19 protein-coding genes and 1 pseudogene are annotated in these 20629 nt (G+C 68.2%); 9 read left to right on the forward strand and 11 right to left on the reverse strand.

Features of this window, described 5'->3' with window-relative positions; genetic code table 11:
• The 3 genes and pseudogenes from NP4_RS43135 to NP4_RS37780 form a co-directional block, all read right to left on the reverse strand.
• Positions 1-922 (reverse strand): annotated as a pseudogene (locus NP4_RS43135) (hypothetical protein); the annotation flags it as partial.
• A gap of 365 nt (positions 923-1287) precedes the next feature.
• A complete protein-coding gene (locus NP4_RS37775; RefSeq protein WP_068008862.1) occupies positions 1288-2196 on the reverse strand; it encodes an SDR family oxidoreductase in 909 nt (302 codons plus the stop codon).
• A gap of 11 nt (positions 2197-2207) precedes the next feature.
• Positions 2208-3002 (reverse strand): SDR family oxidoreductase, encoded by a 795-nt coding sequence (locus NP4_RS37780; RefSeq protein ID WP_373863903.1) that lies wholly within the window; start codon positions 3000-3002, stop codon positions 2208-2210.
• Positions 3003-3052: 50 nt separating this feature from the next.
• Between NP4_RS37780 and NP4_RS37785 the strand changes: the two genes are divergently transcribed.
• The 4 genes from NP4_RS37785 to NP4_RS37800 are packed head-to-tail and all read left to right on the forward strand — an operon-like array spanning position 3053 to position 6514.
• Positions 3053-3817: an enoyl-CoA hydratase family protein gene (locus tag NP4_RS37785; protein ID WP_068008867.1), complete on the forward strand. Its 765-nt coding sequence runs from the start codon at positions 3053-3055 to the stop codon at positions 3815-3817.
• A gap of 17 nt (positions 3818-3834) precedes the next feature.
• Entirely contained in the window at positions 3835-4701 is an 867-nt protein-coding gene (locus tag NP4_RS37790) for a CoA transferase subunit A (protein ID WP_068008925.1), read from the forward strand.
• Positions 4698-5456 (forward strand): CoA-transferase subunit beta, encoded by a 759-nt coding sequence (locus tag NP4_RS37795; RefSeq protein WP_068008868.1) that lies wholly within the window; start codon positions 4698-4700, stop codon positions 5454-5456. Before NP4_RS37790 ends, NP4_RS37795 begins: the two co-directional genes overlap by 4 nt.
• A complete protein-coding gene (locus NP4_RS37800; RefSeq protein ID WP_068008871.1) occupies positions 5453-6514 on the forward strand; it encodes an NAD(P)H-dependent flavin oxidoreductase in 1062 nt (353 codons plus the stop codon). Before NP4_RS37795 ends, NP4_RS37800 begins: the two co-directional genes overlap by 4 nt.
• Here NP4_RS37800 and NP4_RS37805 read toward each other — a convergent pair whose 3' ends face one another.
• The 8 genes from NP4_RS37805 to NP4_RS37840 form a co-directional block, all read right to left on the reverse strand.
• Positions 6515-7432 carry an alpha/beta fold hydrolase gene (locus tag NP4_RS37805; RefSeq protein ID WP_068008875.1) on the reverse strand — a complete coding sequence of 306 codons (918 nt, stop codon included), beginning with the start codon at positions 7430-7432 and terminating at the stop codon, positions 6515-6517. It abuts the gene before it with no gap.
• A 71-nt stretch (positions 7433-7503) separates the two neighbouring features.
• Positions 7504-8082 (reverse strand): TetR/AcrR family transcriptional regulator, encoded by a 579-nt coding sequence (locus tag NP4_RS37810; RefSeq protein ID WP_068008880.1) that lies wholly within the window; start codon positions 8080-8082, stop codon positions 7504-7506.
• 38 nt (positions 8083-8120) lie between these two features.
• On the reverse strand, positions 8121-10085 hold the full coding sequence (locus tag NP4_RS37815) for a molybdopterin-containing oxidoreductase family protein (RefSeq protein ID WP_068008884.1): 1965 nt from the start codon (positions 10083-10085) through the stop codon (positions 8121-8123).
• 22 nt (positions 10086-10107) lie between these two features.
• Entirely contained in the window at positions 10108-11259 is a 1152-nt protein-coding gene (locus NP4_RS37820; RefSeq protein WP_068008928.1) for an acetyl-CoA C-acetyltransferase, read from the reverse strand.
• Between the two features lie 42 nt (positions 11260-11301).
• On the reverse strand, positions 11302-11949 hold the full coding sequence (locus tag NP4_RS37825; protein ID WP_114755646.1) for a TetR/AcrR family transcriptional regulator: 648 nt from the start codon (positions 11947-11949) through the stop codon (positions 11302-11304).
• A gap of 8 nt (positions 11950-11957) precedes the next feature.
• Positions 11958-12695 carry a hypothetical protein gene (locus NP4_RS37830; protein WP_068008887.1) on the reverse strand — a complete coding sequence of 246 codons (738 nt, stop codon included), beginning with the start codon at positions 12693-12695 and terminating at the stop codon, positions 11958-11960.
• 113 nt (positions 12696-12808) lie between these two features.
• Complete coding sequence (locus tag NP4_RS37835) at positions 12809-13603, reverse strand: SDR family oxidoreductase (RefSeq protein WP_068008889.1); 795 nt, start codon at positions 13601-13603, stop codon at positions 12809-12811.
• A 12-nt stretch (positions 13604-13615) separates the two neighbouring features.
• Positions 13616-14815: an acyl-CoA dehydrogenase family protein gene (locus tag NP4_RS37840; protein WP_068008892.1), complete on the reverse strand. Its 1200-nt coding sequence runs from the start codon at positions 14813-14815 to the stop codon at positions 13616-13618.
• Between the two features lie 52 nt (positions 14816-14867).
• Here NP4_RS37840 and NP4_RS37845 point away from each other — a divergent pair, with 52 nt between their 5' ends.
• The 5 genes from NP4_RS37845 to NP4_RS37865 are packed head-to-tail and all read left to right on the forward strand — an operon-like array spanning position 14868 to position 20506.
• Positions 14868-16415, forward strand: coding sequence for a FadD3 family acyl-CoA ligase (locus tag NP4_RS37845; RefSeq protein WP_068008895.1), 1548 nt, complete (start codon positions 14868-14870; stop codon positions 16413-16415).
• A complete protein-coding gene (locus NP4_RS37850) occupies positions 16412-17287 on the forward strand; it encodes an enoyl-CoA hydratase (protein WP_255285630.1) in 876 nt (291 codons plus the stop codon). The genes NP4_RS37845 and NP4_RS37850 overlap by 4 nt, the downstream gene beginning before the upstream one ends.
• A complete protein-coding gene (locus NP4_RS37855; protein WP_068008898.1) occupies positions 17288-18418 on the forward strand; it encodes an acyl-CoA dehydrogenase family protein in 1131 nt (376 codons plus the stop codon).
• A gap of 22 nt (positions 18419-18440) precedes the next feature.
• Positions 18441-19457 carry an acyl-CoA dehydrogenase family protein gene (locus NP4_RS37860; RefSeq protein WP_068008901.1) on the forward strand — a complete coding sequence of 339 codons (1017 nt, stop codon included), beginning with the start codon at positions 18441-18443 and terminating at the stop codon, positions 19455-19457.
• Positions 19454-20506, forward strand: coding sequence for an acyl-CoA dehydrogenase family protein (locus tag NP4_RS37865; RefSeq protein ID WP_068008904.1), 1053 nt, complete (start codon positions 19454-19456; stop codon positions 20504-20506). The genes NP4_RS37860 and NP4_RS37865 overlap by 4 nt, the downstream gene beginning before the upstream one ends.
• Positions 20507-20629: the final 123 nt, after the last annotated feature.

Below are 20629 nucleotides of genomic sequence, written 5' to 3' on the forward strand. Positions count from 1 at the left end.
GCGCGGCGACCGGTGCGGGAACGGGCGGCGCGACGGCGGGTAGCGCCGGAATCGCGGGTGGGGCGGGCACCGGCGGAATCGCCAGCGGCGGCGCCAGTACAAACGGCGGCGGCACCGGAACCGGTTGCAGCAGAAGTAGAAGCAGCAGCGGCGAGAGTACCGCGGCCGAACCGACGGCCGCCGAACCGGTGGCGGCGGATCCGGTCGCGGCGGATCCGACTCCGGCGGAACCCACTGCGGCCGAACCGGTTCCGAAGAGAGTGGCCAGCGCCGATCCGGTGGCCGAACCGGTGCCCAGCAGGGTTGCCGAACCGGTGCCGAACAGTACGGCGAGCGCCGAACCCGTCGCCGACCCGGTACCGAGCAGCGCGGAACCCGTTGCGGCCCCGGCCGATCCGACCGCGGCCGAACCGGTGCCCAGTGCGGCCGAACCCGTACCGGCCAATGCCGAACCGGTGGTCGAGCCCGCGGAACCCACTGCGGCCGAACCGGTTCCACCGACCGCGGAGCCGGTCCCCGCGCCCGCGGACCCGACGGCCGCCGAACCTACCGCGGCCGAACCGGTGGCCGCGGATCCGACCGCGGCCGAACCCGTGGCCAGGGCGCCGGCCGAGCCGGTCCCGAGCAGTCCGGCCGAACCGGGATCGAGTATGGCCGCCAGGCCCGCGAAGCCCGCGGCGGCGGGCGTGGACTGAGCGGATCCGGTCTGACCGGCGACGCTCGCGGGATCGCGCGGAGTCGGGGAATCGGCGGAACCCGTCCGACCGGGGATGCTCAGCGGGGTGCCGTTGTCAGGGCCGTCGATGGCACAGCGCGGGCAGGCGCCGTTGGGCTGTGCCTGCGCCGCGAACGACCCGAGGGAGCCGCAACCGGCAACGATTCCGGCCACTACGAGCACGCGCGCTACGCGACCAACGGTCATGCGCCAAGCCTTCCCCTCATCCCACCTGAAGCGCAGATCTTCATCCCGGCGCCTACTCCCGGGACTTTTGACGGATGTCGATCATCATAACTGCCAATTGTTTGCTCGCGCAGGGCGGGCGTGTGAGCTGACCCACTATCGCCACGCGGAATACATCACACCGCGAAGCGGGTAACGAGGCGCGATCGACGATCGAGGATGAGCGTCCCACCTGCACCGAACCGCCTCGACGCGGTTCCGGATCACCATCGATTATCGCCGGTCGCACAAGGTTATTCGATACCGACGGCTCGATGGATCGTTATGTTCGGCAGTTGCCCGGCAATATGGCCGCGAGGGGTGCGGCTACGCCGGTGACCAGCTGATCAAGCCCCGTAAACGGCCTCCGGCGGGGCCGCCTTGGCAATCAGCTCGCGTACCGCCGGACCCAGCTCGGCCGGTTCCCAGCGGGCCCCGCGATCGACCGGAACGCCGTGCCGCCAGCCGTCGGCGAGGGCGACCTTGCCGCCCTCGACCTCGAACATCCGACCGGTCACCCCGGCCGAATCGGCGCTGCCGAGCCAGACCACCAGCGGGGAGACATTCTCGGGGGACATGGCGTCGAAGCCGTCCTCCGGTTTCGCCATCATGTCGGCGAAGACGGCCTCGGTCATCCGCGTGCGCGCGGAGGGGGCGATGGCGTTGACCGTGATGCCGTAGCGGGCGAACTCGGCGGCCGCGGTGATGGTCAGCGCGGCGATACCGGCCTTGGCGGCCGCGTAATTGCCCTGCCCGACACTGCCCTGCAGACCCGCGCCGGAGCTGGTGTTGATGATGCGGGCGTCGACGGACCGGCCCGCCTTGGCCTCGGCGCGCCAGTACTCCGCCGCGTGCCGCATGGTGGCGAAGTGCCCCTTGAGGTGGACGCGCACGACCGCGTCCCATTCCTGTTCGTCCAGGTTGACCAGCATCCGGTCGCGGACGATCCCGGCATTGTTGACCAGTACGTCCAGGCGACCGAAGGTGTCGACGGCCTGGCGGATCATCCGCTTCGCACCGGCGAAGTCGGCCACATCGTCGCCGTTGACCACGGCCTTGCCGCCCAGTTCCATGATCTCGTCGACCACCTGCGCGGCCGGGGAGTCGCTGCGCCCGACCCCGTTCAGCTCCGCGCCCAGATCGTTGACCACCACATTCGCCCCGGCGGCGGCGAAGGCCAGCGCGTGCGCGCGGCCGATGCCGCGGCCCGCCCCGGTCACGATGACGGTGCGGCCCGCGCAGATCTTCTCAGCCATGTCCACTGCTCTCATTTCCGTTGTGCTGCTGGATCGTTGACGGTGGCCGCGGCCAGGAACGCAGGACGTTCGCCGCCGCCGTGCACCGTCAGCGCCGCGCCGCTGACATAGCCCGCGAGCGGTGAGGCCAGGAAGGCCGCGACGCGGCCGATGTCCTCCGGCGAAGCGAGCCGGGCGAGCGGAACGGTCTCGGCCACGGCCGCCACGCCCGCCTCGTCGCCGTAGTGCAGATGACTGCTCTCGGTGCGCACCAGGCCGACCACGACCGAATTCACCCGAACCTTGGGCGCCCACTCCACGGCCAGGGAGGCGACCAGATTGTCCAGACCCGCCTTGGCCGCGCCATAGGCGGCGGTGCCGGGCGAGGGGCGATGCCCGCTGACGCTCGAGATCATCACGATCGAGCCGCCGCCGCACTGGTCCTGCATGACGTGATTGGCCGCCTGCGAAACCAGCAGGGGCGCGAGCAGATTGAGCTCGACGATCTTGGCGTGGAAGTTACGGCTGGCGGTCGCGGCGGGGGCGAAGGGGGCGCCGCCCGCGTTGTTCACCACATGATCGAGCCGTCCGTACTTCTCGACCACCGCGTCGACGAGTCCCCGCACCGCATCGCCGTCGCGGACATCGCAGCTCAGGAACTCCGCGGTGCGGCCGGAACTCTCGATCGGCGCATCGGCCGGACGGCGGGCACAGGTCACCACGGTCGCCCCGGCATCGAGGAATACACGGCTGATACCCGCGCCCACGCCCCGCACCCCGCCGGTGATCAGAACGACCGCGCCGGAGAGGTCCACTTCGATTGCCACCGTGCTAACCTACCAAGCACTTGCTTGTTTTGCCAACGAATGGACATGCGATGGGCATCAACCGTCACACCGAGAGCTCCGGCATCGAGGTCGTCACGATCGACTACCCGCCGGTCAACGCCCTGCCGACGGCCGGCTGGTTCGAACTGGCCGATACGGTCCGCGCGGCCGGGCGCGATCCGGAGACCAGGGTGGTGGTGCTGCGCGCGGACAACCGCGGATTCAACGCGGGCGTGGATATCAAAGAGATTCAGCGCGATTCGGGCCACAACGCCCTGATCGATGCCAATCACGGTTGCTACGACGCGTTTTCGGCGATCTACGAATGTCAGGTTCCGGTGATCGCCGCGGTGCAGGGCTTCTGCCTGGGTGGCGGAATCGGCCTGGTGGGCAATGCCGATGTGATCATCGCGTCCGACGACGCCACCTTCGGCCTGCCCGAGGTCGAACGTGGGGCGCTCGGCGCGGCGACCCATCTCGCCCGCCTGGTGCCGCAGCATCTGATGCGCACGCTGTTCTACACCGCGAGCACCGTGAGCGCACAGCAGCTGCATCACTTCGGTTCGGTGTACAAGGTGGTGCCGCGGGCCGAATTGGATTCCGCGGCACTGGAACTCGCCAAGAACATCGCCGCCAAGGACGGGCGGGTGATCCGGGCGGCCAAGCGGGCGCTGAACGGGATCGATGTCCAGGACGTGCACCGCAGTTACCGATTCGAGCAGGGCTTCACATTCGAGCTCAATCTGGCCGGGGTCGCCGACGAGATACGCGCCCGGTTCGACGAGGACCTCGCGGCGAAGCGAGAGGGGAAGTGACCGTGCGGGACAAGCGAATGACGCTCGACGAGGTCGTCGGCGAACTACGCAGCGGTATGACCATCGGCATCGGCGGCTGGGGCTCGCGACGCAAGCCGATGGCTCTGGTCCGAGCGCTGCTGCGATCGGATGTCACGGATCTGACCGTGGTCACCTACGGCGGCGCGGATCTGGGACTGCTGTGCTCGGCGGGCAAGGTGCGCAGGGCCTACTACGGCTTCGTCTCCCTGGATTCCGCGCCCTTCTACGATCCGTGGTTCGCCAAGGCGCGCACCTCGGGCGAGCTCGTGGCGCGCGAAATGGACGAGGGCATGGTGAAATGCGGCCTGCAGGCCGCGGCCGCGCGGCTGCCGTTCCTGCCGATCCGGGCCGGGCTCGGCTCGGATGTCCCGACCTTCTGGGACGGCGAACTGCAGACCGTGCGCTCGCCCTATCCCGATGCCGACGGGCGCACCGAAACGCTGATCGCCATGCCCGCACTGACTTTGGATGTGGCATTCGTCCATCTGGACCTGGGTGACAAACACGGCAATGCCGCCTACACCGGCATCGATCCGTATATGGACGACCTGTTCTGCCTGGCCGCGCAGCGCCGCTACCTGTCGGTGGACCGCCTGGTCGAGACCGACGAACTGGTCAAAGCCGTTGCTCCGCAGTCGATTCTGCTCAATCGCATGATGGTCGACGGCGTGGTCGAGGCCCCGGGCGGCGCGCATTTCACCTTCTCCGGCAGCTACGGCCGCGACGAGCGGTTCCAGCGTCACTACGTCGCCGCGGCCGCAGATCCGCAATCCTGGGCGGAATTCAAGGCCCGCTATCTGGATGTCAGCGAGGACGAATATCAAACGGCCGTCCGTGAATTCGGCGAGGAGCAGGCGAAATGACCGACACCACCACCGCGACCCGCGCCGAGGTGTGCGCGATCGCCTGCGCCGAGATCTTCCGCGGCGCGGGCGAGATCATGGCCAGCCCGATGTCGCCGATTCCGACCATCGGGGCGCGACTGGCCCGGCTGACCTTCGAACCGGACCTGGTGCTGTCCGACGGCGAGGCGCTGTTCTTGGCCGAGGTGCCCGCCCTGGGCGCGAAAGCCCCTGTGGAGGGCTGGATTCCGTTCGGCAGGGTTTTCGACGTGGTCGCCTCCGGACGTCGCCACGTGGTCATGGGCGCGAATCAGATCGACCGGCACGGCAACCAGAACCTGTCGGCCTTCGGACCGCTGCAGCATCCGACCCGCCAGATGTTCGGGGTCCGCGGCGCACCCGGCAATACGATCAACCACCCCACCAGCTACTTCGTCCCCCGGCACACCGCGCGGGTGTTCTGCGATCGGGTCGATATCGTCTCCGGAATCGGTTACGACAAGGTCGATCCCGACAATCCCGCCTACCGCTTCCATCACCTGCACCGCGTGGTGAGCAATCTCGGCGTCTTCGATTTCGGCGGGGCGGACCACACGCTGCGGGCCCTGTCGCTGCATCCGGGCGTGACCGCGGACGAGGTCGCCGCCAACACCTCCTTCGAGATCGCCGGCCTCGATACCGCGCGGACCACCCGGTGGCCCACCGAGGAGGAACTGCGACTCATCCGAACAGTGCTGGATCCCAAGGGCATTCGCGACAAGGAGGTCCCGGCGTGACCACCCGGTTGCGAACCCCGCTCACCGAACTGGTGGGCATCGAACATCCGATCGTGCAGACCGGCATGGGCTGGGTGGCGGGCCCGCGCCTCGTCGCCGCCACCGCCGAGGCCGGCGCCCTGGGCATTCTGGCCTCGGCCACCATGACCTACCCGGAACTCGAGACGGCGATCGCCAAGACCAAGGCCGAGACCGACAAACCCTTCGGCGTGAACATCCGCGCCGACGCCACCGACGCGACCGAGCGCATCGAACTGCTCATCCGGGAGGGCGTGCGGGTCGCCTCGTTCGCGCTGGCCCCCAAGCAGGAGCTCATCGCGCGGCTCAAAGACGCCGGGGTGGTGGTGATTCCGTCGATCGGCGCGGCCAAACACGCGGTGAAGGTCGCGTCCTGGGGCGCGGACGCGGTGATCGTGCAGGGCGGTGAGGGCGGCGGGCATACCGGCCCGGTGGCCACCACGCTACTGCTGCCGTCGGTGCTGGACGCCGTCGACATTCCCGTGGTGGCCGCCGGTGGCTTCTTCGACGGCCGCGGCCTGGCGGCGGCGCTGTCCTACGGCGCGGCGGGCGTCGCGATGGGCACCCGCTTCCTGCTCACCCGCGAGAGCACCGTTCCGGACGCGGTGAAACAGGAATATCTGCGCCGCGGCCTCCAGGACACGGTGGTCTCGCTCAAGGTGGACGGTATGCCGCACCGGGTGCTCAACACCGAACTGGTCGATCGCCTGGAACATTCGGGCCGCTGGCGCGGCCTGGCCGCGGCGGTCGCCAATGCCGCCAGGTTCAGGAGCATGACGGGTATGAAGTGGTCCACGATGGTCCGCGACGGGCTGACCATGCGAAAGACCAAGGACCTCAGCTGGTCCCAGGTCGTCATGGCCGCCAATACCCCCATGCTGCTCAGGGCCGGTCTGGTCGAGGGCAATACCCAGGCGGGCGTGCTGGCGGCGGGTCAGGTCACCGGCATCATCGATGACCTGCCGACCGTCGCCGAACTCATCGATCGCATTGTCGACGACGCGATCGCCCGGATCGACGCGGTGGCCGCACTCCGGTGATCAGCGCATGAACTCGACCAGTTCGCGCACCACCGTCTCGGGCCGTTCCTCGGCGATGTAGTGCCCGCTGCCCTCGACGGCCACCACGCGCACATCGGTTCCCTTGTCCGCCATCTGCTCTCGCAACTGCGGATAGGACTCCTCACCGGACAGCGTCAGGATGGGCAGCGTCACCTTCGGGTAGGTGCGCAGATCCGCGACGTCCTGGCGCATGGTCTGGTACCAGCCGTTTCCGGCGCGGATCGCCTCCGGCGCATCGTAGGCCGCGGCGTAGATCGCGCGGGCCTGCTCCTCGACCGCGGACTGATCGAGCAGCATATGGCCGTAGAGCCAGTCGACGATCAACCGGAAGCGGTCCGCGAGCAGCCTTTCGGGCAGTTCGCGCAGTTGGTTGAGGGCGAACCACCAGGGATAGCCGCCCCGGCCGTGCGCCAGCGCGCTGACCTGTTCGTCGCTGCCGGGCAGCATGGGAATGCGCAGCCACGATTCGTCGGGCACGCCAAGATCCATGGTGACCAGCTTGCGCACCGTCTCGGGGTACGCGGCCGCCAGGTGGTAGGCCACGGCCGCGCCGATGTCGTGGCCCGCGACGAAGGCCGACCGGTGGCCGAGATGGGTTGTCAGCTCGTGGATGTCGCGGGCCATCGTGCGCTTGTCGTAACCGGACGCGGGCTTGTCGGAGCCGCCCATACCGCGCAGATCGACCGCGGTCACCCGGAAACGCCGGGCCAGTTCGGGCAGCACCTTGCGGAACTGCCACCAGGTCTGCGGCCAGCCGCCCAGCAGGATCAGCGGTTCGCCCGCGCCGCCGGTGACGTAATGCAGGCGAATGCCGTTCACCTCGGCGTACGCGCTGACGAAATCGCCGTCGAGGGTGGCCGCCAGTTCGGCGTCGGTCGGGATGCCGGTCGTGCTCATGACACTTCTTTCTTTAACGTTCGGTCAAGAAAATGGGCATGACAAAGAGACCGCCTCCGCGGCGGCGCGAATCAGGAGAGGACGGCCAGGGCCTGTTCGACGGCGTCGCCGAGCAGCCGTTCGCGCAGCGCGGTCTTGCCCACCACGCGAATACCCTGCAGCAGCGTCACCAGGAAGCGGGCGATCGCGGCCGGATCCCGGTCGGCCGCCAGCTCACCGTGGGCGCGAGCGCGCAGCAGCGCACCGGTCAGCACCGTCTCCATGGTGTCCAGATCATTCGCGACCACCCGCACCGCCGCCTCGTCCCCGGGCAGCTCCACGGCGGTATTGGTCATCAGGCAGCCCTTGCGATCGTTGTCCGCCAAGGAATCCCGGGCATACCAGCGCACCAGTTCACGCACGCCCTCGAGCGGCGATTCCGGGGTGGAGACGCGATCGAGCAGACCCAGCCGACCATCGGCGGAGTAGCGCTCGACCGCCTTCAGAAACAGCTCGCGCTTACCGCCGAAGGCGCCGTAGATACTGCCCTTGCCGAGTCCGAGATGTTCGACCAGATCCTGTATCGACGTAGCCTCGTAACCCTTGCGCCAGAACAGCTCCATGGCCGCCCGCAATGCGACGTCCGGATCGAACTCCTTCGCCCTGCCCATGGTCGTATGCTACAAGAACTGGACCGAACGTTCAAAAATTATGGGCGAGGCGTAATCTCCACGCGATTGTCGTGGAACACCGCGCCGCCCGCGAAATCGGCATCGCGCTCGGCGATGGTCGCATTGACGGTGCTGCCGCCGGACAGTTTCGCCCAGCGGCCTTTGGTGGTCGCGGCGACACCCGGACGCACCCGATCGGACACCTCGGCCCGGGCCTCGAAGCTGCCGCGCGCATTGGCCACGAGAACCGGTGCGCCGTCGACGATTCCGCGGGCGGCCGCATCATCGGGATGCACGGTCACCGTGGGATCGCCCGCGCGGCGGCGCAATTCGGGATTGGAGCCGAAGGTGGTGTTCAGGAAGTGGTGCGACGCGGCGGAGATGAGCACCAGACCCGACCCCGGATCGCCGGGCGGAGTGTAGCCGGGCAGCGAATCGTGCCCGGCCGCGGCGGCGCGGTCGGAGACGAACAGGAGTTTGTCCGCGGGGACCGGTCCGGGTTCCACCTTCAGATAGCCCTCGCTGCGCAGACGTTCGAGGTCGTAGCCCTTCAGCAACTGCCGGGCCAGTTCCTCGTCGGAATCGTAGAGCGCCGGTTCGGTCAGGCCCATCCGCCGCGCGAGGCGGCGAAAGGTCTCGGTGGTGGGCAGGCACTCCCCCGGCGGTTCGACGGCCGGTTCGTTCCACACCAGATACAGATGGCCGTAGCCCGCGATCACATCCAGATGTTCGGGCTGCATGGTCGCGGGCAGCACGATATCGGCGTAGTCGACGGTATCGGTCGGGAAGTGTTCCAGCACAACGGTGAACAGATCCTCCCGCCGCAGCCCCTCGATCACCCGGCCCTGCTGCGGATTCGAGCCGACCGGATTGGCGGCGATCACGAACAACGCCTTGACCGGCGGATCATCGATGTCGAGCAGCCCCTCGGCCAGCCGCGTCATCGACAGTGTGCGTACCGGATTCGGCAGCAGATCCAGGCGGATCAGTTCGGGCAGATCGAGCTGGAAGTGTCCGCTGGTCGAATAGTGCAGTCCCCCACCGGGAATCGCCCAGTCGCCGGTCACCCCGGGCAGACAGCCCAACGTCCGCAACGCCATCCCGCCGCCCGCGTGCCGCTGCATCCCTTGGGACGCACGGATGGCCGTCGGGCGGGTACGCGCGATGCGCTCGCCCAGCGCCAGAATCTGCTCGCGATCCAGCCCGGTGATCTCGGCGACCCGATCGGGTGTGAATTCGGCGATGCGGCTATGGAATTCGGGCCATCCGACGGTGTGGTCGGCGAGGAATTCGTCGTCCTGCGCACCCATCGACACGATCACATGCATCAGCCCGAGCGCCAGCGCGGCATCGGTGCCGGGCAGCGGCGCGAGATGTTCGTCGCAGCGCTCGGCCGTGCGGCTGCGCACCGGATCGATCGCGACCAGATACGCTCCGCTGTCCTGCACGAATTTCCACAGATGGTGTCCGGAGCTGAGCGGATTGGTGCCCCACAGCAGGATCAGCTTCGACTTCGCGAAATCCTCCGGATCCATACCGCCGGAGGTGCCGAGGGTGTACTTCAGCCCGGCCGTGCCCGCCACCGAGCAGATGGTGGGATCGTGCAGCGACGCGCCGAGCGCATTGAAGAACCGCCGCCCCGAAAAGCCCTCCTGCCCTTGGATATATCCCAGGCTGCCGGTGCCGTGGAACGGCCAGATCGCCTCGCCGCCGAACTCCGCGGTGATCGCGCCCAGGCGTTCGGCGATCTCGTCGAGCGCCTGCTCCCAGGTGATCCGCTCGAATCGGCCCTCGCCCTTGCGGCCGACCCGCCGCATCGGATAGCGGATCCGGTCGGGCGCGCCGACCTGTTCGAGATACCGGTTGACCTTCACGCACAGCGCCCCGCGCGTGACGGGATGCTCCTTGTTTCCCCGCAGCCCGACGGCTACCCCGTCCTCCACTGTCACCACCCAGGAGCAGGCATCGGGGCAGTCCAGCGGGCAAGCACCCAGAACCTTCACAATTCGATCGTAGAGGGCGGCCTCAGCGCATGCGCTCGATGATGGTGACGTTCGCGGTGCCGCCGCCCTCGCAAATGGTGAGCAGGCCGTAGCGCCCGTCGACCCGTTCCAGCTCGTTGAGCAGGGTCGCGAACAGTTTCGCGCCGGTCGCGCCGAGCGGATGGCCCAGGGCGATCGCGCCGCCGTTCACATTCACCCGTTCCGGATCGGCCCCGGTCTCCTTCAACCAGGCCAGCACCACCGGGGCGAAGGCCTCGTTGATCTCGATGACATCCATATCCTCGATGCTCAGCCCGGTCTTGGCCAGCGCCCAGCGGGTGGCCGGAATGGGCGCGGTGAGCATGAAGATCGGATCGGCGCCGCGGGCGCTGACATGGTGGACGCGGGCGCGCGGGGTGAGTCCGAATTCGGCGACCGCCCATTCCGAGGCCAGCAGCGTCGCGCTCGCGCCGTCGGAGATCTGGCTGGCCACCGCGGCCGTCAGCGGGCTGCCCTCGCCGAGGGGTTTGAGCGTGGCCATCTTCTCGAGGCTGGTCTCGCGCGGGCCCTCATCGATCCAGAACTCGCCGACGGGCACGATCTCGCGGTCGAACCGGCCCTGCGCGATGGCGTTTCGCGCGCGGTCGTGACTGCGCAGCGCCCAGCGCTCCATATCCTCGCGGCTGATATCCCACTTCTCGGCGATCAGCTGCGCGCCGCGGAACTGCGAGACCTCGCCGGTGCCGTAGCGGTGATCCCAGCCCTGCGCGCCGACGAACGGCGACTCGAAGCCGTACTCCCGGCCCGCGAGCATGGCCGCCGAGATCGGAATCGCGCTCATATTCTGTACGCCGCCCGCCACGATCACCTCGGCGGTGCCGCTCATGATGGCCTGCGCGCCGAAGTTGATCGCCTGCTGACTCGAACCGCACTGCCGGTCCACCGTCACACCCGGAACCTCCTCCGGATACCCGGCCGCCAACCACGCTGTGCGCGCGATATTTCCGGCCTGCGGCCCGATCGCGTCGACACAGCCGAAGATCACGTCGTCGACCAGGCCCGGGTCGATCGGATTGCGGCCCAGCAGACCCCGCAGGGCGGTCGCGCCCAGATCGGCCGGATGCACACCGGACAGGGCCCCGCCGCGCTTACCGATCGGGGTGCGTACGGCATCGATCACGTACGCCTCCCGCAGCGGGGCAGATCGGCGGGTGGACGGTGCGGACATGTGAAACTCCTAGGGAGACTGTGCCTCCGGGATGGTGAGCCCGTCGAGCACGATGGTCAGATACTGCTTGGCAAGACTGTCGACGGTGATGCGGCCGCCGGGCTGATACCAGCGCACGGCCACCCAGACGGTGTCGCGCAGGAATCGGAAGGCCAGCTCCACATCGAGTTCGGGGCGGAAGCTGCCGTCCTCGACGCCCCGGGTGAGCACGTTGTGCCACAGCTCGCGGAACTCCCGGTTGTACTCCGCGATGTATTCGAAACGCTCGGTGCCGCTGAGCCTTTTGGCCTCGGCCTGATAGATCGCCACCGCGGCGTGCCAGCGATCGAAGGATTCGTAGGACGCGATCACCAACGCCTCCAACGTATCCCGCGCCGACAGGCCCGAGGCCACGATCTCGCGGTAGCGCCCGAACAGATCGTCCAGGAATCCGCGCAGGATCTCGTCGACCATCGACTCCTTGGAATCGAAGTGATGATAGAGACTCCCCGATAGAATTCCGGCCGCGTCGGCGATATCCCGGACCGTGGTGGCCCGCAGCCCCCGCTCGGCGAACAAACCGGCGGCCAGCGTGAGCAGCTCGTTACGACGTGCGGATTTCGAGGTCTCGGGTGCGGTCACCCGGCCATAATACAACCAAGCATTTGCTTGGTCCATGGCCGGTCCTATCGATGCGAATATCGCAGCGGCGACGACACCGACAGATCCGCGAGCAGCCGATCGCAGATCACCACCGGGGACACCCCCGCCCGGGCCATGCGGGCCACCAGGGCCAATCGCCGCTCACAGCTGTCCCATTCGACGGTCAGCGAACCGCGGCCGGGTCCCGCGTCGACGGTGGCCATGGCGCGCGGCGGGCCGCCCGGGGTGGGTTCCTCGCTGATCTTCAAAACCATTCCGCGCTGCCAGGCGCGATAGGTCTCCATATCGGCCCCGATGACCAGCTTGTCGGTGGCCGCGCACAGGCCCTCGGCGATGCCGTCGGCGAAGGCCACCCGATCGAAACTGAATTTGCGGCAGCGCCGGACCACCTCGAGTAGATCGGCGCGCACCTCGCGCAGCAGCGCACCCTGTTTCCGCCGACGGCGATCGCTCTCGGTCTCGGGACCTCCCGGTTCGCGCACCATGCCGATGCGCTGCGCGCGCAGGCGATCGCGGGCCATGTCCTCGCGCAGTGCGCCTCGCGGATCGCGCGCGACATCGTCCTCGTCCACCGCATGCTCCTCGAGGATCTGCGCGGCGCGCATGGCGGTCGCGCACTCCGAGGAGTGGTCGAGCAATTCGGCGCCGAACGTCAGGGCGGCGAGCACGATGTTGTCCAAGCGCCGACGGGCCAGTACCACCTCGCGTACCAGCTCTAGTTCCAGTTCTTCGTTGTCTTCCTGACGATGGTCCAGACCCATGGGTCGTGGTCCCTTCGAAATTCGGGAACCGGCCACTCTCAGGATTGCACAACTCTCGGTGGTCGGCGCCACCCAATTTCGGCCGCCGCGAGTCGCCACGCCGAGACGAACTCTCAGGCCCGCTGACTGCTCACCGACACAACCTCACCCGTCATATAGGAGGTGTACTCGCTCGCGAGTACGGCGATGGTGGCGGCCACCTCCCACGGTTGCGCCGCGCGCCCGAACGCCTCGTCCGCGGACAGTCGATCCAACAGATCGGCCGAGGTCACCTTGTCCAGGAACGGATGTCGCGCGATGCTCGGCGCGACCGCGTTGATTCGCACGCCCAGCGCCGCGGCCTCCACGGCGCTGCAGCGGGTGAGCGCCATCACACCGGCCTTGGCCGCGGCGTAGTGCGCCTGGCCATGCTGCGCGCGCCAGCCGAGCACGCTGGCATTGTTCACGATCACCCCGCCGTGCCCGGCGGAGCGGAAATAGTTCAGCGCCGCGCGAGTACAGCGGAACGTGCCGGTGAGCGTGATGTCGAGCACCCGGTCCCACTGCTCGTCGGTCATATCGACAACCGGTGTCTCCCCGCCCAATCCGGCATTGTTGATCATGACGTCGATGCGGCCGAATCGTTCGGCCGCCGCCCGAACCAGTCCGTCGACCTGTTCGGAGCTGGTCACATCGCAGACCGCCGAACTCACCCGCCGCTGCGGAAACGCCGCGGCCAGTTCCTCCTCGGTCTGCTTCAAACGTCGCTCGTGCCAATCGGATACGACCACATCGGCGCCCTCGTCGAGCAGGCGCCGGGCGGTGGCCGAACCGATGCCGGTGCCCGCCGCGGCCGTCACCACGGCGACCTTGCCGGTCAGCAGGCCGTGGCCCGGAATCGGTTGCGGGGCGACGGAGAGGTCTGTCACGGCTGATCCTTCCTAACGAGCCTCACGCGGCAGTCCGAGCACGCGTTCGGCGATGATGTTGCGCTGCACCTCGTTCGAGCCGCCGTAGATGGTGTCGGCGCGACTGAACAGGAACAGCCGCTGCCAATCGGTGAGATCGTCGGGCAGCGCGATCATTCCGGGCGCGCCCAGCACATCCATGGCCAGCTCGCCCAGGCCGCGATGCCAATTGGCCCACAGCAGTTTCGATACCGAGGCCTGTCCGGCGGCCGTGCGCGCGTCGACGGTCGCGTGCGCCGATTCCAGGGTACGCAGCGCATGCGCCCGCAGCACCCGCAGGCCGACCCACGCCTGATCGAATCGATCGGACAGAATCGGATCATCCAGCGCACCATTGCCTTTCGCGACCGCCTCCAGATTCGACAGCTCCCGCGCGAAGCGGATCTGCTGGCCCACGGTGGAGATGCCGCGCTCGAAGGTCAGGGTGCCCATGGCCACCCGCCAGCCGTCACCGGGCGCGCCGACCACCAGATCACCCGCGGTGCGGGCATTGTCGAAGAACACCTCGTTGAATTCGGCCGTGCCGGTCATCTGCACGATCGGACGCACCTCGATCCCCGGCTGCCGCATCGGCACGAGCAGATACGACAGTCCGTGATGGCGGGACGAGCCCGGTTCGGTGCGGCACAGCACGAAACACCAGTCCGCCAGATGCGCCAGGGAGGTCCAGATCTTCTGACCGTTGATCACCCACTCGTCACCGTCGCGTCGCGCCGAGGTCGTCACCGCCGCCAGGTCCGAACCCGCACCCGGCTCCGAGTAGCCCTGGCACCACAGTTCGGTGACCGAGCGGATACCGGGCAGGAAGCGCTGCTTCTGCTCCTCGGTGCCGAAGGCCAGCAGGGTGGGCGCGCACAGTTCCTCGCCCACATGCGAGACCCGGCTCGGGGCGTTCGAGGCCGCGTACTCCTCATGGAAGATCACCTGCTGGCGCAGCGTCGCCTCGCGCCCGCCGTAGCGTTTCGGCCAGCCCAGGCAGGTCCATCCGGCCGCGGCCAGGTGGCGATCCCATTCCAGCCGCTCGTCGAAGGCCTCGTGTTCGCGGCCCGGACCGCCGAGACCACGCAGCTCCCGGAACCGTCCATCGAGGTTTTCCGTCAACCATTCCCGCACGTCGGCGCGGAAGCGGGCATCATCCGAGGTGTCGGAATCCGGGGTCTGGATCACACTCACTCCGGTAGAGTAACCTACCAAGCACTTGCTTGTTAACCGATCGAGGACGACCGTGACGACCCTGGTCCAGACCATCCCGCTCGCGCTGCGCGAGGCGGCCCGCGAATTCGGCGACGACATCGCGATCAGCGACGGTGCTACGCGCCTGAGCTGGGCGCAACTGCTCGACGCGGTGCGCGAGACGGCCGCGGCGCTGATCGCGCGGGGGGTCGAGCGCGGGGATCGGGTGGCCATCTGGGCTCCCAATACCTGGCACTGGGTGGTGGCGGCGCTTGGCGCGCAGTACGCGGGGGCGGCGTTGGTGCCGTTGAACACCCGGTACGTGGCCGAGGAGGCCCTCGACGTCCTCGAACGGGTGGACGCGAGGGCGCTGTTCGTATCGGGCTCGTTCCTCGGACGGGATCGGCTGGCCGAATTGCGTTCCGCCGCGCCGAAATTGGCCATAGACACGGTGATTCTGATTCCCGGAGACGCTCCGAGCGAACCCGACGACGCCCTCGCCTGGTCCGACCTGTCCGGCCTCGGGGCGTCCGTACCGATCGATCGGGTTGTCGCGCGCGGGGAATCGGTTGGGCCCGAGGATATCTCCGACATCCTGTTCACCTCCGGCACCACCGGCCGCAGTAAGGGCACCCTCGTCGCGCACCGACAGGCGCTGAGCGTCGTGCGGGCCTGGGTCGAGCGGGCGACGCTGCGCCGGGGCGATGCGTATCTGGTGATTCCGCCGTTCTTCCACAACTTCGGCTACAAGGCGGCCATGCTCGCCTGCCTGGTCACCGGCGCGACCATCGTGCCGCAGGCCAGTTTCGATGTGCCCGAAACCATGCGGATGGTGCGCGACCAGCGGATCACGGTACTGACGGGTCCACCGACGATCTACCAGACCATCCTCGACCATCCGCGCCGCGGCGAATTCGACCTGAGCAGCCTGCGGGTGGCGGTCACCGGCGCGGCCACCGTACCGGTGGTGCTGATCGAAAGAATGCGTGGGGAGCTGGAATTCGATGTGGTGGTGACCGCGTACGGCCTGTCGGAATCGGCCGGATTCGGAACCATGTGCCGCCCCGACGACGATCCGGAAACCATCGCCAACACCTGCGGCGAGGCCATCGCCGAATTCGAACTCCGCGTCGGCGACAACGGCGAGGTGCTGTTGCGCGGCCCGAATGTCATGGTCGGCTACCTCGACGATCCGGAAAGCACGGCGAAGACGATCGATGCCGACGGCTGGCTGCACACCGGCGATATCGGAATCGTCGACGACCGCGGCTATTTGAAGATCACCGATCGGCTCAAGGATATGTACATCAGCGGCGGCTTCAATGTGTATCCCGCCGAGGTGGAACAGGTCTTGGCGCGGCTGGACGGGGTGGCGGAGGCGGCCGTGATCGGCGTGCCGGACGAGCGGCTGGGCGAGGTCGGCAAGGCCTATGTCGTGCGCAGAGCCGGTTCGACGCTGTCCGAGCAGGACGTGATCGACCACGCCAGAGGCAGTCTGGCCAATTTCAAGGTCCCGCGCCGGGTCGAATTCCGCGACGCCCTGCCCTACAGCGCGGCCGGAAAAGTGCTCAAGCGGCAACTACGTGAGGAGATTTCGTGACCAACGATCCGATTCCCGACGAGGGCGAGGTCGTCACCTACGAACGGCGCGGACCGGTCGCGATCGTCACGATGAATCGGCCCGATTACCGCAATGCGCAGAATTCGGTGATGACCTACGCGCTCGACGCGGCGTTCACGCGCGCGGTCGAGGACGCCGAGGTCAAGGTGATCGTGCTGGCGGGCAATGGAAAACACTTCAGCGCCGGACACGATATCGGCACTCCGGGCCGCGATCATCACGTGCACTACGAGAACAAGGCCGCGCTGTGGTGGGACCATGTGGACCGGCCGGGCGGCGATCAACGCTTCGCCCGCGAACTCGAGGTATACCTCGGAATGTGCCGGCGCTGGCGCGAGATCCCCAAGCCGATGATCGCGATGGTGCAGGGCGCGTGTATCGCGGGCGCGCTCATGCTGGCGTGGATCTGCGATCTGATCGTGGCGTCCGAGGACGCATTCTTCTCCGATCCCGTGGTGCGTATGGGCATTCCGGGCGTCGAATACTTCGCCCACCCATGGGTGCTCGGCCCCCGGCGCGCCAAGGAGATCCTGTTCACCGGCGACCGCTTCACCGCGGCGCAGGCCTATGAATGGGGCATGCTCAATCGGGTCGTACCGCGCGCGGATCTGGAAGCCGAGACTTTGGCGCTGGCCGAGAAGATCTCGGCCATGCCGCAATTCGGGCTGGCGCTGACCAAGAAGGCCGTCAATCAGTGCGAGGATCTGATGGGGATGCGGGCCGGGATGGATTCGGTATTCGGGCTGCATCATTTCGCGCACGCCCACAATGCCGAGGTCGGGGCCGATTCGCTGGGCGGCATGAACGCGAAGTCCATGAAGGCGAGCGCCGGGACGGACGGTGCGAAGTAGATGGATCTCGAATTCGATGCCGCCGCACAGCGATTCCGGCTCGAGGTGCGGGAGTTCCTGCGCGCGAACGTGCCCGCGAAACCGCTGCCGTCGATGGATACCGAGGCGGGTTTCGAGGCGCACAGGCAGTGGGAGCACACCCTCGCCGCGGCGCGGCTGTCGGTGGTCTCGTGGCCGGAAAGCCATGGCGGACGGGATGCTTCGCTGCTCGAGTGGGTGCTGTTCGAGGAGGAGTACTACGCGGCCGGTGCGCCGGGGCGGGTCAGCCAGAACGGCATCTTCCTGCTCGCGCCGACGCTGTTCGAGCACGGCAGCCCGGAGCAGCTGCAACGATTCCTGCCCCGGATGGCCCGCGCCGACGATATCTGGGCCCAGGCCTGGTCCGAACCCGAGGCGGGCAGCGATCTGGCGGGTATCCGCTCCACCGCGCGCCGCACCGACTGCGGCTGGATTCTCAACGGGCAGAAGACCTGGAGTTCGCGAGCGTCGTTCGCGGACTGGGCCTTCGGGCTGTTCCGCAGCGATCCGGAAGCCGAGCGGCATCGCGGACTGACCTACGTGATGTTCCCGCTCACCGCCGACGGAGTGAGTGTGCGGCCGATTCCGCAGCTCGACGGCGAACCGGGGTTCGCGGAGATCTTCCTGGACGAGGTATTCGTACCCGATCGCGATGTGATCGGGCAGCCGCACGACGGCTGGCGGGTGGCGATGAGTACCTCGTCCAATGAGCGCGGACTGTCGCTGCGCAGTCCGGGCCGGTTCAACGCCACCGCCGCGCGGCTGGTCGAACTATGGCGCGATACCGCCGATCCGGCCGATACCGACGCGCGGAATCGCGTGGTGGACAGCTGGATCGGGGCCGAGGCCTATCGGCTCAACACCTTCGCCACGGTGACCCGGCTGGCCGAGGGCGGCAAGCTGGGCGCGGAATCCTCGGTGAACAAGGTGTTCTGGTCCGAACTGGATATCGCCATGTACGAGACCGCCCTGGATCTGCTGGGACCGGCCGCCGAACGGGCGGGCGACTGGACCGACGGCTATCTGTTCTCGCTGGCGGGCCCGATCTATGCCGGTACCAACGAGATTCAGCGCAACATCATCGCCGAACGCCTGCTCGGCCTGCCCCGCTGAACATCCCTCGAACGGATTGTCGATGAGATTTGCCTTAGCACCCGAACAGCGCGACTTCGCCGGAAGTCTGCGCAAGATGTGCGATGCCGCGGGTACCCCCGGCCTCGTCCGGGCCTGGGCCGCCGGTGAACATCGCGGCGGGCGCGCCCTGATCCGCCAGCTGGCGGGCGCGGGCGCGCTGAGCCTGGCGATCGCCGAGGAGTACGGCGGCATGGGCGCGCAACCCGCCGATCTGGTGGTGGCGGCCCAGGAATTCGGCCGGGCCGCGGTGCCCGGTCCGCTGGTCGAGACCGCGGCGGCGATTCCCGCACTGCTGCAAAGGCTTTCGGAGGACGGCCCGGCGCGGCAATGGCTTGGCGGGCTCGCCGAGGGTCGCGAACTCGCGACCCTCGCCTTCGAACCGGGATTGCCCGCGCTCGACGCCGATATCGCCGAGGTGGTGCTGCTGGCCGACGACGATCGGCTCTACACCGCGCACCGCGGTGAGCGCGTCCACTCGATCGATCCGGCCCGACGCCTCTACGATGTGATCGCCGATGACCTTGTCGCCGAGGGCGATTCGGTACGGAAGGCGCTGGCCGCGGCTTTCGACGCGGGCGCGCTGGCCGCGGCCGCGCAGCTGCTCGGCGCGGGCCGAGCGCTGCTCGACGCCGCGGTCGCCTACGCCAAACAGCGCCGGCAGTTCGGCAAACCGATCGGGCAGTACCAGGCCGTCAAACATCAGCTGGCGAATGTGCTGATCGCCTTGGACATGGCCGAGCCGCTGCTGCTGCGCGCCGCGCTCACCATGGACGGTCCCGATCGCGCCCGCGACGTCTCGGCCGCGAAGATCGCGTGCTCGGATGCCGCCCACCGGGCCGCCCGCACCGCGCTGCAGGTCCACGGCGCGATCGGCTATACCGCCGAATACGACCTGTCGCTGTGGCTGACCAAGGTGACCGCGCTCCGAAGCGCCTGGGGCACAGCCGATTACCATCGCGGCCGGGTGGCCGACGCCCTGCGATCCCCGTCTCGCAATCACACAGGAGTCCGGCCATGAGTGATCCCGAGGAACTGCGCGAACTCGCCGCCACCGTGCGGGCCGTGTTGACCAAACACGGCGACCGGGACGCGCTGCGCCGGGCGATGGACAGCGAACCGGGTTACGACGATCAGCTGTGGAAGCTGCTGTGTGAGCAGGTCGGCGTGGGCGCGCTGGCGATTCCCGAGGAATACGGCGGAATCGGGGCCGGGCTCGATGCCGCGCTGGTGGTGGTCGAGGAGTTGGGCCGGACACTGCACGCGCCGCCGATGCTCGGCTCCGCGGTGCTGGGCGTGCAGGCAGTATTGCTGTCCGGCGACGAGCAGGCCTGCACCCGGCTGCTGCCCGAGGTGGCCGAGGGCGCGCGCATACTGGCCGTATGCTGGGCCGACGCCCGGGGCTGGGACACGCCGGGGGTACGGGTGAACGAGGGAAGGCTCACCGGCACAGCGCATTACGTTCTCGACGGCAGCATCGCGGATACGCTGATCGTGGTGACCGCCGACGGTTTCTTCGAAATCGACGCCACCGCAGCGGAAGTCACGCGCACCGTGGCGCCGACCATGGATCCCACGCGGCGACTCACCGAGATCACCTTCGACGCCGCGCCCGCCCGGGCCCTCGGCGGCGATGCCGCCGCCGTCGCCAAGCTGCGCGAGATCGCCTGGGTCGCGGTTGCCGTCGAACAGGTCGGCGCGGCCGATCACTGCCTGAACATGACGGTGGAATACGCCAAATCGCGCGTGCAGTTCGGGCGGCCGATCGGCAGTTTCCAGGCGCTCAAGCACCGAATGGCCGATCTGTACGTGCTGATCGAATCCGCCCGCTCGGCGGCCTACACCGCGATCGCGGCGCTGCCGGACGAGAGTCCGGCCGCGGCACTGGATCTGGCGACCGCCCGCATCCACTGCACGCGAACCTTCGGCACGGTGGTCGGCGAAACCGTCCAGCTGCACGGCGGAATCGCCATCACCTGGGAGCACGACGCGCATCTGTACTTCAAGCGCGCCCACGCCGACGCCCAGCTGTTCGGGGTCCCGCCGCGCCCGCTCGCTCGGCCCGCCTGAGCCGATACGACCCCCACTACAATCGTTAGCGTAGTAAAGTAAATATTCGGGGCGGGCATTCGATCCACCATCGGTCCGCCCGGACCGGCCGAGCGCCGGTCGCCACCGGCGGCTCCAATGCCG

The sequence above is a fragment of the Nocardia pseudobrasiliensis NBRC 108224 genome (genome assembly GCF_001613105.1).
Lineage (GTDB): Bacteria > Actinomycetota > Actinomycetes > Mycobacteriales > Mycobacteriaceae > Nocardia > Nocardia pseudobrasiliensis.

What these genes read in the sequence shown, in the direction of transcription:
- NP4_RS37775 (WP_068008862.1), bottom strand. Translation starts at nt 2,196, where the DNA reads ATGGCTGAGAAGATCTGCGCGGGCCGCACCGTCATCGTGACCGGGGCG.
- NP4_RS37785 (WP_068008867.1), top strand. Translation starts at nt 3,053, where the DNA reads ATGGGCATCAACCGTCACACCGAGAGCTCCGGCATCGAGGTCGTCACG.
- NP4_RS37790 (WP_068008925.1), top strand. Translation starts at nt 3,835, where the DNA reads ATGACGCTCGACGAGGTCGTCGGCGAACTACGCAGCGGTATGACCATC.
- NP4_RS37795 (WP_068008868.1), top strand. Translation starts at nt 4,698, where the DNA reads ATGACCGACACCACCACCGCGACCCGCGCCGAGGTGTGCGCGATCGCC.
- NP4_RS37805 (WP_068008875.1), bottom strand. Translation starts at nt 7,432, where the DNA reads ATGAGCACGACCGGCATCCCGACCGACGCCGAACTGGCGGCCACCCTC.
- NP4_RS37810 (WP_068008880.1), bottom strand. Translation starts at nt 8,082, where the DNA reads ATGGGCAGGGCGAAGGAGTTCGATCCGGACGTCGCATTGCGGGCGGCC.
- NP4_RS37825 (WP_114755646.1), bottom strand. Translation starts at nt 11,949, where the DNA reads ATGGACCAAGCAAATGCTTGGTTGTATTATGGCCGGGTGACCGCACCC.
- NP4_RS37830 (WP_068008887.1), bottom strand. Translation starts at nt 12,695, where the DNA reads ATGGGTCTGGACCATCGTCAGGAAGACAACGAAGAACTGGAACTAGAG.
- NP4_RS37855 (WP_068008898.1), top strand. Translation starts at nt 17,288, where the DNA reads ATGGATCTCGAATTCGATGCCGCCGCACAGCGATTCCGGCTCGAGGTG.
- NP4_RS37860 (WP_068008901.1), top strand. Translation starts at nt 18,441, where the DNA reads ATGAGATTTGCCTTAGCACCCGAACAGCGCGACTTCGCCGGAAGTCTG.
- NP4_RS37865 (WP_068008904.1), top strand. Translation starts at nt 19,454, where the DNA reads ATGAGTGATCCCGAGGAACTGCGCGAACTCGCCGCCACCGTGCGGGCC.